13 protein-coding genes and 1 other RNA gene are annotated in these 11,748 nt (G+C 51.3%); 3 read left to right on the top strand and 11 right to left on the bottom strand.

The window, feature by feature from the left end:
- Positions 1–17: 17 nt before the first annotated feature.
- The 6 genes from ABU190_RS19295 to smpB form a co-directional block, all read right to left on the bottom strand.
- Positions 18–1,241, bottom strand: a complete 1,224-nt coding sequence (locus tag ABU190_RS19295) for a cytochrome c biogenesis protein CcdA (RefSeq protein ID WP_354692157.1) — start codon at positions 1,239–1,241, stop codon at positions 18–20.
- Positions 1,242–1,283: 42 nt separating this feature from the next.
- Positions 1,284–1,847, bottom strand: coding sequence for a peroxiredoxin (locus ABU190_RS19290; RefSeq protein ID WP_039077585.1), 564 nt, complete (start codon positions 1,845–1,847; stop codon positions 1,284–1,286).
- Between the two features lie 638 nt (positions 1,848–2,485).
- On the bottom strand, positions 2,486–2,890 hold the full coding sequence (locus tag ABU190_RS19285; RefSeq protein WP_039077584.1) for an H-NS family nucleoid-associated regulatory protein: 405 nt from the start codon (positions 2,888–2,890) through the stop codon (positions 2,486–2,488).
- Between the two features lie 516 nt (positions 2,891–3,406).
- A complete protein-coding gene (locus tag ABU190_RS19280; RefSeq protein WP_354692156.1) occupies positions 3,407–3,805 on the bottom strand; it encodes a hypothetical protein in 399 nt (132 codons plus the stop codon).
- A 176-nt stretch (positions 3,806–3,981) separates the two neighbouring features.
- Positions 3,982–4,344, bottom strand: a transfer-messenger RNA (tmRNA) gene (ssrA, locus tag ABU190_RS19275).
- Positions 4,345–4,639: 295 nt separating this feature from the next.
- Entirely contained in the window at positions 4,640–5,122 is a 483-nt protein-coding gene (gene smpB / locus ABU190_RS19270) for an SsrA-binding protein SmpB (protein ID WP_039077570.1), read from the bottom strand.
- Between the two features lie 157 nt (positions 5,123–5,279).
- Here smpB and ABU190_RS19265 point away from each other — a divergent pair, with 157 nt between their 5' ends.
- Positions 5,280–5,717 carry a type II toxin-antitoxin system RatA family toxin gene (locus ABU190_RS19265; protein WP_197718602.1) on the top strand — a complete coding sequence of 146 codons (438 nt, stop codon included), beginning with the start codon at positions 5,280–5,282 and terminating at the stop codon, positions 5,715–5,717.
- Positions 5,707–5,997 carry an RnfH family protein gene (locus ABU190_RS19260; RefSeq protein ID WP_296414773.1) on the top strand — a complete coding sequence of 97 codons (291 nt, stop codon included), beginning with the start codon at positions 5,707–5,709 and terminating at the stop codon, positions 5,995–5,997. Before ABU190_RS19265 ends, ABU190_RS19260 begins: the two co-directional genes overlap by 11 nt.
- Before the next feature lie 6 nt (positions 5,998–6,003).
- Here ABU190_RS19260 and ABU190_RS19255 read toward each other — a convergent pair whose 3' ends face one another.
- From ABU190_RS19255 to nadK, 4 genes are all read right to left on the bottom strand, one after another.
- Positions 6,004–6,519, bottom strand: coding sequence for a ClbS/DfsB family four-helix bundle protein (locus tag ABU190_RS19255; RefSeq protein ID WP_354692228.1), 516 nt, complete (start codon positions 6,517–6,519; stop codon positions 6,004–6,006).
- A gap of 57 nt (positions 6,520–6,576) precedes the next feature.
- Positions 6,577–6,918 (bottom strand): outer membrane protein assembly factor BamE, encoded by a 342-nt coding sequence (gene bamE, locus ABU190_RS19250; RefSeq protein WP_039077567.1) that lies wholly within the window; start codon positions 6,916–6,918, stop codon positions 6,577–6,579.
- 148 nt (positions 6,919–7,066) lie between these two features.
- Positions 7,067–8,728, bottom strand: coding sequence for a DNA repair protein RecN (recN, locus tag ABU190_RS19245; RefSeq protein WP_354692155.1), 1,662 nt, complete (start codon positions 8,726–8,728; stop codon positions 7,067–7,069).
- Between the two features lie 86 nt (positions 8,729–8,814).
- On the bottom strand, positions 8,815–9,693 hold the full coding sequence (nadK, locus tag ABU190_RS19240; RefSeq protein WP_039077565.1) for an NAD(+) kinase: 879 nt from the start codon (positions 9,691–9,693) through the stop codon (positions 8,815–8,817).
- 122 nt (positions 9,694–9,815) lie between these two features.
- Here nadK and grpE point away from each other — a divergent pair, with 122 nt between their 5' ends.
- Positions 9,816–10,409, top strand: a complete 594-nt coding sequence (gene grpE, locus ABU190_RS19235) for a nucleotide exchange factor GrpE (RefSeq protein WP_039077564.1) — start codon at positions 9,816–9,818, stop codon at positions 10,407–10,409.
- 48 nt (positions 10,410–10,457) lie between these two features.
- On the opposite strand, the gene ABU190_RS19230 is transcribed toward grpE, so the two are convergent.
- Entirely contained in the window at positions 10,458–11,744 is a 1,287-nt protein-coding gene (locus tag ABU190_RS19230) for an HlyC/CorC family transporter (RefSeq protein WP_090088910.1), read from the bottom strand.
- Positions 11,745–11,748: the final 4 nt, after the last annotated feature.

Here is an 11,748-nt window from a genome sequence, read left to right as displayed (position 1 = left end):
CCGCCTTATTTACGGCTTCATGTCTTTTTACCGCTGGCCTGTGTCAGGGCGTTGACCACTATCGACGGGGTAAGCACCTGCGGCAAAATTTTCGGTTCGCTGCCATCTGCCGGATAGACCACATACAGCGGCAGGCTGCCCTGACCCAGGGCGTTCATCGTGTCATCGATATCGGCATTAAATTTGGTTGAATCGGCCACCATATAAAGTGTGCCCGTGCGCGCCAGTGTCTCTTTCACGGCCTGCGTAGACAGCGATGTCTTCTCGTTTACCTGACAAGTGATACACCAGGATGCGGTGAAATTGACGAAAATCGCTTTGCCGTGGCCACGATTATCCGCCACATTTTGCGGCGACCATTTTACCTCTTCGACATGTGCCGTCGTCTCAAGCGGGGCGCCATTTTTGATTACCGACGGCAGCGGAACAATCACTGCCAGAATCAGCGCAGCGGTGACTGCAAACAACGCGAGATGCCGCTTACCGGCAAAGCGCCGTTGCTGCGCCATACCATAGAGCCAGGCGGCGAAACTCAGCACTACAGCGGCCGCCAGAATCGCGGCGAGCGCGGTGGTTCCTGCCTGCTGAGCCAGCACCCATACCAACCAGCCGAAGGCGCCGAACATCGGAAACGCCAGGCCACGTTTTAACGTATTCATCCAGGCACCGGGGCGCGGTAGCCATTTTCCCAACGCCGGGAAGAGGGAGATAAGAGTGAATGGCGCGGCGAAACCGAGTGCGAGTGCAAAAAAGATAACCAGCGCCATGGCAGGTGGTTGCACCAGCGCATAGCCAATAGCACCCGCCATAAACGGGGCGGCACAGGGGGTTGCCACAATGATCGACAGCGCCCCGGTTAGCGCCGCCCGGACAAACGCGCCGCGATCAACGGAAATTTCCCCGGCGCGCTGCATCGACAGACCCACTTCAAACACGCCAAGTAAATTCAGCGCAGCGCCCAAAATAACCAGTGCGAGGAAGGCAATCACCAGCGGCGACTGGAGCTGAAACCCCCAACCGACGGCGGTACCGCCCGCGCGCAGGGCTAACAAAACCGCGGCCAGTATCAGCATGGTAACAACCGTGCCGAGTAAGAAGCCAAGCCCTTCTTTGCGCGTCTGCACCGTACTGTGTGAATGGCGAACCAGCCCCAGCGCCTTAAGCGAGATTATCGGGAAAACGCAGGGCATAAAATTAAGGATAATGCCGCCTGCGAAGGCGGCCAGCATTGCGGTTAACATAGTGAGTCTCTGATGGCTAATGGGGTGGTTGACGTCCGCTTTTTACGAGTGCGAATTTGCGTACTGTTTCACCGCATCCATCGTTTTCTGGATATGCGTTTCCGGGTTTCTGTCAGTGTAGCTCAGCAGGATCTTACCGTCCGGCGCGATAACAAATGAGGTCCGGTCAGAAAGGGTTTTGCCATTCATCTGCATCAGCGTCTGGTACTCCGAGGCGACTTTTGCGCCTGGGTCAGCCGTGACGGTGAACTTATCGCGGCACTCCAGTTTAGAGAACTCATCTACCTGGTCCACATTACCTGCGGTCACGCCAATGACGGTCGCGCCCAGTTTTTTGAAGTCATCCGTGGCTTCGGCAAAGGCGTGGGCTTCGATGGTGCAGCCTTTACTGAATGCCGCCGGGAAGAAATAGAGCACAACCGGGCCTTTTTGCAGTGCCTGTTTCAGTGAGAACGTCAGAGGCTTGCCCGCCAGTGCGCCCTGCAATTGAAAATCGGGGGCCTGCGCACCGGTTGGCAATGCGGCCTGGGCATTGAACATCGGCATTGAGACGCTAAGCAGTACGGCAGAGGTAAGGCTCAAAAAGAGTTTTTTCATCGGTGTCATGTTGCGCTCCACGGGGTTAGGGAATTTAACGCTCATAGACAGTTCGCTGGATGTCGCGGGAAAGTTTCGCCTGGGGTAAAAAATTTTCCTCGCTGAAAAAGCGATTTAACGGCGGGGTTGTTTCGCAATACGCCAGGTATGGGGAGCGAGGAAGACTTTCGTGGCTGGCTGCCATTTTATCCTGCCTGGTTATTTGACAGTCGGGTGTCAGCATCGGCTTGATGCTGAGCCGTTACGTTTCAAAAGTATATTGCACCGGGTATTAATTTTAATGGTCCGGCCTTACGGGAACCGACCCGGGATGTTATTGGTCCGTCTTGACCTAGTAACCTGAACATCTGTTTATCAGGCTCTGTTGCTTATATTAGGCACGGATAGTTTTATTGTAATGGAGAGTAAAGGATTACACAGCTAAACCGACTTGCCGCGACGGGGATATGAATATATCAGGAGAGTGCGATAAAGCGCAGTAGTACAAGGGAGAATATGGCGGTGGGTTTTAATTTACTGCCACGCACTTAAGATTATTCCCTAGTTGATGGTCAATCATCTTGTGTTATCGGCAGGGCGGGCGAGTTCCGCTATAGAAAGAATTTCATAGCGTTGCGGGGGAGCATTACTCCCCCCATTGCTGGATATTAGATTGCGAAATCTTCCAGTTTTTTCCCTTTCTCGAGCGCGGAGGTAATCGCTTTAGGCGTGCGGCCCTGGCCTGTCCAGGTTTTTTCGCTGCCGTCTTCATCGATATATTTGTATTTCGCCGGGCGAGGCTCACGGGTCGATTTTGTTTTTGTCGCCTGTCCTTTTAAGGAGGAGATGAGCTCTGCCGGGTCAATGCCTTCCTCAAGAAGTTTCACACGAAAGGCTTCGAGTTTTGCCTGTTTATCCTCGAGTTCCTTACGCTGAGAGGCTTCTTCTTCGCGGCGTTCTTCAACGATGACCGTGAACTTTTCGAGAATATCTTCAAGATATTCCAGGCTAACTTCACGCGTTTGAGCACGCAGTGTGCGAATGTTGTTTAAGGCTTTCAGTGCTTCTGACATTTGCAGATCCTTTTACTTGAATTTGGTGGTGTTTCGAATTGCTTCTTTGCGAATGGTTCCTGGAAACCAAACGAGCGTATCACTTTTGTTTCTCAGGTGGACACAATATATATACCGCCGATGCAAAATAATTTATAGCAAATTATGAATGGAAATGTCTGTCTTTTAGTGTCATTACTCTTTTTTTTCTAAGTAGAGTATTTCGCTGCTCAGTAAAAAGCATAACCACTTCTCTCATCCTTATCAATTTTATGGGTAGTCATCGCAGAAAACCCCTTTCGTAACGGGTCTTTTTTCTCATCAATACCGTTACTCCCGGTAATTGGCCGTCACGCTTTGCTTATATTCGAAATAGAATGAGAAAGATTTGTGCGCTTTGTCGCGAATTCAAAATCATGTCGCACAGTTTGTTCAGGCCAACCCGTCGCGTCAGGAAGATGTAGGGTACTTGATAAGCGGCAAGCTAAGCGTGTGAAATAGCGCTTTAAGAAATACCAACTGCAGGTCGTCTTCTCTTCACGCTTTTTGCAAAGTGCATTTATCCAACTCGACAAGAAGTCTGTTTAGCTCATAGTGAATGTGCTTCCGACGCTGTTTTAATAGCAAGCGGGCCGGAATGATCCGCTCGATGATTGTCGGTTTTTTCTTTATATACTCAGCTACACGCTTTTTAATATCTTCTACTGACCAACCTTCCATTACCGGTGTTGGGTTATAAATAATATTAACCTGGAGGACTGGGGCAACCTCCTCATCCAGGATCATGAAGATGGTTTCCCGGCTAAGCCCGGATTCCTTTATTACTTGGGCCATCCATCGATAGTCATAGTCCTGGAGTTCCCGCCCCGTGAAAAGCTCTGATAACGCATACCAGACAGGGACGCGGCTCGACAGCGCGGTTTCGATAATATGCATTCCTTTCTCCCCTGCGATGGAACAGACAAGGCGCAGGGATAAGTTTTGCTAAACGAACGGAACGTGTCAATCCTATGCAGGATCGGGCGTATACAACAAAAAAGCCCGCAGGGCTTACGCCGTGCGGGCTCTCAGGACTTCATCGGATGACTCTGGTAATCACCGATGGAGAATTTTGGTGGAGCTGGCGGGAGTTGAACCCGCGTCCGAAATTCCTACATCCTCGGTACTACATGCTTAGTCAGTCTTTACATTCGCCTGGCACCTGCGGACAGACACGCCACTACCAGACTAGCCTGATTAGTTTTAACGCTTCAACCCCAGGCAGGGCCTCCACGCGATCTCTTTTGGGTTTGACCTCTCTTTGATCCCCGTCTTAAGAGCGGAAGCTAGGGAGAGAGGGCTCAGAGCAGGTTATTAAGCTGCTAAAGCGTAGTTTTCGTCGTTTGCGACTATTTTTTGCGGCTTTTTACGAGGCAAACCGCCCCTCGGCATGCACCTTGGGTTTCGCAAATCCCGTCGAATCCAGAATCAGCCCCAAAAGTGTTGCGCTAAGTATAACAGATTTATGACGCAGCACACCAGTCCATATCGCTGTAACGCTTTTTGCCAGAGTTGTCTGGCGAGAATGTGAACAATAACCACTGATATCGTTACGAATAAAGATGATTACGTTCAGAGAGTAAATTCAGAGAAGCGATATGGGAAGAGAAGGGCATGACATACGAGAAATCTTGATGTTCAAACATTTCTCTACACCCAAAGTGAGAAAGGCGCTGCGGGAAAGTTGTGTTGCCCGGACACTCCCGCTGCGGAAGCATCCGGTGGGCGTCATTAGCGGCCTGCGTTTTTCATAATGCGGGCTTTATCCAGTTGCCATTCACGTTCTTTAAGATCGGAACGTTTATCATGCTGTTTCTTGCCTTTCGCAACGCCGATTTTGACTTTACACCAGGCATTTTTCCAGTACAGCGAAAGCGCGACAACGGTATAACCTTCGCGGTTTACGCGACCATAGAGGCTATCCAGTTCACGTTGGTTAAGCAGCAACTTACGCGTACGGGTTGGGTCGCAAACATAGTGGCTCGAAGCCACCGCCAGCGGGGTGAAGTTGGCACCGAACAGGTATGCTTCGCCATCTTTCAGAATCACATAGCTGTCGCCGATGTTGGCTTTGCCCGCTCGCAGGGATTTGACTTCCCAGCCCTGCAGAGACAGACCCGCCTCAAACTCTTCTTCGATAAAATATTCGTGGCGGGCGCGCTTATTCATCGCGATGGTGGCGGAACCGGGTTTGTGTACTTTTTTCTTCGTCATAAGTGTCGTGAAGCCATTGGTAATCTGATATCCAAAAAGACCTCATTGCATCCTGTGAGGTTCAACGCGTTATCTTAGCACGAGTTCCGGCGTAGCGTTTTCCTTTCATGTATGGGAAATGTTATTATTTGATGATTGTGTGATCGCAGGAAATGCTATGCCTCAGATTAGTCGCTCTGCACTGGTGCCTTACAGCGCGGAACAAATGTATGAATTGGTTAACGATGTGAAATCTTACCCGCAGTTTCTGCCGGGGTGCACGGGTAGCCGCGTGCTGGAGTCCGGCCCTACGCAGATGACGGCGGCAGTGGATGTCTCGAAAGCGGGAATCAGCAAGACTTTCACAACGCGAAATACCTTAACGGCAAACCAAACCATTTTGATGCACCTTGTCGATGGTCCATTCAAGAGGTTGATGGGGGGCTGGAAGTTTACGCCGCTATCAGCGGATGCCTGCCGCATCGAGTTTAACCTTGATTTTGAATTTACCAATAAGCTGATTGAGCTGGCGTTTGGTCGTATTTTCAAAGAGCTGGCCGCCAATATGGTAGATGCCTTTACCGTACGTGCGAAAGAGGTCTACAGTGCCGGGTAAGATTGTGGTGGAAGTGGCGTATGCGTTGCCGGAAAAGCAGTACCTGCAGCGGGTGAGCCTGGAAGAAGGGGCAACCATCGAACATGCGATTGTTGCCTCTGGCCTGCTTGAGTTACGTACAGATATCGATCTCAGCCGCAACAAAGTGGGCATTTATAGTCGCCCGGCGAAACTGCAAGATGTTGTTGCTGATGGTGACCGTATCGAAATTTATCGCCCGTTGATTGCTGATCCGAAAGAATTGCGCAGGCAGCGCGCGGAGAGAGCGGCGAAGAAATAGGTCTGTTCAGGCTTCGGCGAGCGTTTTTAACAGGCTGTTCAGCCTGGCGCTGGCATTCTTATACGGTGAGGCGCTGTTGAATTGAATCATACGTCCTCGTGTCCATTTTCCGTACCAGAGTTGGTGGTACAACTCATCGTCACTAAAGCCATTCACCAGTGATACCAGTTGCTGTTGATTCTCTTCCAGCATGGCAAGCAGCGTTGGCCATGACGTAATATGCTGGTAATCAGCGTAGTATTTTTGTGCAAGTTTCCCCAGTTCATTCCATTTAAAGCCTTTTGCCGGGAAGTCTACTTCTTCGCCCGCGGCTTCCTGTTGGTGCCAGATGAGAACTTGCTCTCCCCAGCCAATCAGATAGCTGACAAGATTAGCAACACTCATGCGGCTACCGGCCACGTGCCCTTCCAGACATTGCTGATAAGCGATGTCCGCCGGAATGCGGATGAGTTTTTTGCGCAGAGCGCTTGCCGATTTTTCCATTGCTTCCAGTAAGGCAGTTTTGCTTTCTGGCACGGCCATCTTCTCTTCCCCTGAAATGAAAAATGGCGCCATTGGGCGCCATTTCTAATCCTGCGATTACTCTTTTGTCAGTGCGGGTTTGTTATCAATGTTGGTTAATACGCCGCTGCTGTTAAAGGTAAGAGTCAGCGTCTGCTGGGTCACACCTTCGTGCCCTGGCTGCTGACGGAATACGTAGAACCAGGTACTGCTTCCGAACGGATCGGTCATCATCGGCGTACCCAATGCGTATGCAACCTGCTGTTGCGTCATCCCTACGCGGATTTTAGAAACGTCATTCGGAGTCAGGTAGTTCCCCTGATTGATATCAGGACGGTAAACCACTCGCTCCAGAGTGGAACAGCCTGCGGTCAACATCAGAAGAACCGCTGCGGCAGCAGTCAGCATTTTACAGCGCATAGTGATTTGATTCCTTTTCGGGCCCGAACAGTACGTGGCTCATTTGTAATGTGCCGATAATAATAGACCTTTAGCCAGTTTAAAACCTTTGCTACCTGGTCTGACGGCGAATTTATCGTGTACTGAGACCTTACTAATGGCAAAAAGTTTACGCAGCGAGTAGCTCTTTCGCATTTGCCAGTGTATTTCGGGTGACTTCACTACCGCCTAACAGCCGTGCCAGTTCCTGTAAACGTGCGCGTTTATCTAAAGGCAGCATATGTGTTTCGGTCATTGCGCCATCGGTCTCTTTGCTAACAAAGAAGTGATGGTGCCCACAGCCCGCAACCTGAGGCAGGTGAGTTACGCACATCACCTGGGTAGATTCGCCTAACTGGCGGAGAAGTTTGCCAACGACCGCTGCCGTTGGACCACTGATCCCTACATCCACTTCGTCGAAAATCAGCGCCGGGGTTTCCATTTTCCGCGCGGTGATGACCTGAATGGCTAATGCGATACGTGATAACTCACCGCCGGAAGCGACTTTAGAAATAGCCTGTAAGGGCTGGCCGGGGTTTGTTGTAACGCGGAACTCAATACGGTCTGCACCATCTGCCGTGAGCGTGTGCTCATCAAAGCTGACGTCGATATCAAATACCCCATGGGGCATCGAGAGCATATGCATGCTGTCTGTAATTAATTGTCCCAGCTCTTGCGCGTAGTGTACCCGCTGCGTATGAAGCTGACGGGCTGCGTCCAGTGCCAGTTGGTGGTGCTTCGCCACCGCAAGCTTCAGGGTTTCCTGGGAGTCAGCCTGGTCATCAAGCTGTTGCTGTTCTTCCAGCAATGCCTGATGAAATTGCGGCAGTGCTTCCGGACTGACATGGTGTTTGCGTGCCAGCGAAATCTGTTTTGAAATACGCTGCTCAAGCTCATACAAGCGGTTCGGGTCGAGGTCCAGACGGTCACAGTAATGACGCAGTTCATCGCTGGCCTCGCTGACCTGAATTGCCGCTTCTTCGAGCATCGTGAGAACGCCGGACAGGCTGGCATCCATACCTGCCAGTTCGGTAACCATTTGGCGTGCGTTATAGAGCTGGCTTTGCAGATTGGCATCTTCGCCGTCGGCCAGCAAATTCAGCGCATGCTGACTGGTACTAAGTAACTGACCGCTGTTGGCGAGGCGTTTGTACTCTTCATCGATCTGTTCAAATTCACCCGGCTGCGGGTTGAATTCGTTCAGCTCTTTCAATTGATAATGCAGCAGTTCGGCACGCGCGGTACGCTCCTGACTTTGCTGCTGATGCTGCGCCAGCTCGCGGCAGCTTGTATGCCACTGACGGTAATGTTCTGTCATCTGTTGAGTAAGTGCATACTCACCTGCGTAGCCATCCAGCAACGCTTTCTGATGCTCAGATTTTACGAGCAACTGGTGCGCGTGTTGGCCGTGGATTTGAATCAGCAACTGCCCCAACTCGCGCAATTGCGAAAGGGGAACTGCCGTGCCGTTGATAAAACCACGAGAGCGCCCGTCACTGCTGATAACGCGACGAAGTAAACACTCACGCCCGTCTTCAAGCTGGTTTTCTTCCAGCCAGCGCTGTGCCGCAGGCGTATCTTTCAGGGCGAAACGCGCGCACAGGTCAGCGCGTGCAGCTCCCGCGCGCACCATGTCGGCATCGGCACGACCACCCAGGCAAAGCCCCAGCGCATCAATAGCGATGGATTTACCTGCGCCGGTCTCACCCGTGATAGCCGTCATTCCGCTATGGAAGTCGATCTCGAGTTCACGAACAATCGCAAAGTTGCTGATAGTCAGTTGTGCCAACATGGTTGCTTTCCTGTATGAATAACCATAACTGTGTTTAAATACAGTATAAACTGGTTTTATATACAGTAAAGCCCTGGGGCACGTTTTCAGAACAATTTTTTTGACCAGCCGAGTTTCGAGCTTAATGTATTGAAATAACTGTAGTCTTTAGGGTGTATCAGATTGAGATGGTAGTCGCAGCGTCGAATCAATACATCTTCGCCTTCCTGAATAGGCAGCGCGATTTGGCTGTCGCAACTTACTTCCAGATCGCTACGACGGTGTGAGAAACGCAGGCGAATGGTGCTGCTACTGTTAATGACCAGCGGGCGTGCTGAGAGCGTATGCGGGAACATGGGCACCAGAGTGATGGCATCCAGTGAAGGGGTCAGGATTGGGCCGCCCGCTGAAAGCGAGTAGGCTGTGGAACCTGTCGGCGTGGAGATGATCAGGCCGTCTGAACGTTGGGAGAATGCAAAAACCTCATCAATATAAACTTCGAACTCAATCATATGGGCAACTTTACCCGGATGGAGAACGACTTCATTGATGGCAGTGCTGATGCGCTTCTGGCAGTCCTGCTGGCAGACTTGTACTTCCAGCAAAAAGCGCTTTTCCGCAATATAATAACCTTCCAGAACGTCAGCCAACTGCTGCTGTGCGTTGTCGGGGTCAAGGTCTGTCAGAAAGCCCAGATTGCCACGGTTGATGCCAATGACTTTAATATCGTAGCGCGCCAGCGTGCGTGCGGCGCCAAGCATATTACCGTCACCGCCGACGACAACCGCGAGATCCGCCTGCTGACCAATTTCGGCCAGCGTACCGGTACGCACGTTTTTAAGCTGTAACTCTTGTGCAATCTGCTGCTCGACAATGACGTCATACCCTTTTGTACACAGCCAGCGATAGAGCATTTCATGTGTGGTCAGCGCGGTGGGGTGACGTGGATGACCGACAATACCAATACACTTGAAATGATGAGCCATTTTCTGGTGGTCCTTGTGCCAAATGAATGATGACAATCTGTCGCGTTCCCTTGAAACCCGGAAACTGATCCCCATAATAAGCGAAGTTAGCGAGATGAATGCGAAAAAACGCGGAGAAATTCATGAGTAGTAAAGAACAGAAAACGCCTGACGGGCAAGCCCCGGAAGAAATTATCATGGATCAGCACGAAGATATTGAGGCGGTTGAACCAGACGCTTCTGCTGAGCAGGTGGATCCGCGCGATGAGAAGATTGCCAACCTCGAAGCGCAACTGATTGAAGCGCAGAACCGTGAGCGTGACGGTATTCTGCGTGTGAAAGCAGAAATGGAAAACCTGCGTCGTCGTACCGAGCTGGACGTTGAAAAGGCGCATAAATTTGCGCTGGAAAAATTTATCAACGAACTGCTGCCGGTAATTGATAGCCTGGATCGCGCACTGGAAGTTGCGGACAAGAACAATGCCGACATGTCCTCCATGGTCGAAGGTATTGAACTGACGCTGAAATCTATGCTGGATGTGGTGAAAAAATTCGGCGTGGAAGTCGTGGCCGATACCAACGTTCCGCTGGATCCGAATGTGCATCAGGCTATCGCGATGGTGGAGTCAGAAGAGGTGGCGCCGGGCAACGTACTGGGCGTGATGCAAAAAGGCTTTACCCTCAATGGCCGTACGATTCGTGCCGCGATGGTGACGGTGGCGAAAGCGAAGGGTTAACTTTCCCCTCACGTTAACCCTCTCCCTGCCGGGAGAGGGTTATAAGCATTATTCCGCCACGCTGTCGCGAAGGGATTTGACCGGAATAACCCGCACCTGCTTAATCATATTGTCCTGCACATCGAGAATATCGATATCATAGTGTTCAATGCGCACACGGGTGCCGGCGGCCGGGATCTCTTCCAGGGCTTCAAGTAACATCCCGTTAATTGTCCGGGCCTCTGCTTCCGGTAACTGCCAGTTAAAGGCTTTATTCAACTCACGTACGTTGGCGCTGCCATCAATGATCACAGACCCGTCATTCTGCGGTGTTACCTCTTCGGCCAGCGACGGTGACATAGATGTCGTAAAGTCCCCAACAATCTCTTCAAGAATATCTTCAACCGTAATCAGCCCCTGAATATCGCCGTATTCGTCCACGACCAGGCCGACTTTCTTTTTATTGCGTTGGAATTTCACCAGTTGAATGCTGAGCGGCGTACCTTCCGGCACATAATAAATCTCATCAGCGGCGCGCAGCATGACCTCTTTGGTGAACTCTTTTTTCTCCGTCATCAGGCGGTAGGCTTCGCGCACGCGAAGCATGCTGATGGTATCGTCAAGCGAATCCCGGTAGAGCACGATACGGCCATGCGGCGAATGGGTAAGCTGGCGCACGATCGACTTCCAGTCGTCGTTGATATCGATACCAACGATTTCGCTACGCGGCACCATGATGTCATTGACGCTTACTTTTTCCAGATCCAGTATCGACAACAGCATGTCCTGGTTGCGTCGGGAAATCTGGGAGCGGGATTCGTTCACGATGGTACGCAACTCATCCTTACTGAGGGCCCCGCTGATAACGACATCAGCTTTGATACCCACCATCCTCATCAGAACCCGCGTCACACCATTAAGCAGCCAGACCAACGGCATCATAATGATTTGCAGCGGTACTAACAGAACGCTACTGGGAAAAGCGACTTTTTCGGGATAAAGAGCGGCGATGGTTTTTGGCAGGACTTCGGCAAATACCAGCACGACAAAGGTCAGCACACCGGTTGCAATTGCCACGCCAGCGTTACCGTATAAACGCATACCAACAATAGTCCCCAGCGCAGAGGCGAGGATGTTGACGAGGTTATTGCCAATCAATACCAGGCTGATAAGTCGGTCAGGTTTACGCAGCAGTTTTTCGACGCGCTTAGCGCTTCGATGGCCCTGCTTTGCCAGATGACGCAGGCGATAACGGTTAACGGTCATCATACCGGTTTCAGAACCGGAGAAGTACGCCGAAATCACCACCATGATGATCAGGGTGACGATCAGCGTCGTGGTGGAAATGTGTTCCAGGGGG

Origin of the sequence: Phytobacter sp. RSE-02, from assembly GCF_040578655.1 — a bacterium.
In the GTDB taxonomy this organism is placed as follows: domain Bacteria; phylum Pseudomonadota; class Gammaproteobacteria; order Enterobacterales; family Enterobacteriaceae; genus Phytobacter; species Phytobacter diazotrophicus.
Note: the sequence above shows the minus strand (reverse complement) of the source record. Positions and strands in the feature narration are given on the sequence as shown.

Excerpts from the sequence above, each read along its gene's own strand:
- ABU190_RS19295 (WP_354692157.1), bottom strand. The coding sequence starts at position 1,241 with ATGTTAACCGCAATGCTGGCCGCCTTCGCAGGCGGCATTATCCTTAAT.
- ABU190_RS19290 (WP_039077585.1), bottom strand. The coding sequence starts at position 1,847 with ATGACACCGATGAAAAAACTCTTTTTGAGCCTTACCTCTGCCGTACTG.
- ABU190_RS19285 (WP_039077584.1), bottom strand. The coding sequence starts at position 2,890 with ATGTCAGAAGCACTGAAAGCCTTAAACAACATTCGCACACTGCGTGCT.
- ABU190_RS19280 (WP_354692156.1), bottom strand. The coding sequence starts at position 3,805 with ATGCATATTATCGAAACCGCGCTGTCGAGCCGCGTCCCTGTCTGGTAT.
- smpB (WP_039077570.1), bottom strand. The coding sequence starts at position 5,122 with ATGACGAAGAAAAAAGTACACAAACCCGGTTCCGCCACCATCGCGATG.
- ABU190_RS19265 (WP_197718602.1), top strand. The coding sequence starts at position 5,280 with ATGCCTCAGATTAGTCGCTCTGCACTGGTGCCTTACAGCGCGGAACAA.
- ABU190_RS19255 (WP_354692228.1), bottom strand. The coding sequence starts at position 6,519 with ATGGCCGTGCCAGAAAGCAAAACTGCCTTACTGGAAGCAATGGAAAAA.
- bamE (WP_039077567.1), bottom strand. The coding sequence starts at position 6,918 with ATGCGCTGTAAAATGCTGACTGCTGCCGCAGCGGTTCTTCTGATGTTG.
- recN (WP_354692155.1), bottom strand. The coding sequence starts at position 8,728 with ATGTTGGCACAACTGACTATCAGCAACTTTGCGATTGTTCGTGAACTC.
- nadK (WP_039077565.1), bottom strand. The coding sequence starts at position 9,693 with ATGGCTCATCATTTCAAGTGTATTGGTATTGTCGGTCATCCACGTCAC.
- grpE (WP_039077564.1), top strand. The coding sequence starts at position 9,816 with ATGAGTAGTAAAGAACAGAAAACGCCTGACGGGCAAGCCCCGGAAGAA.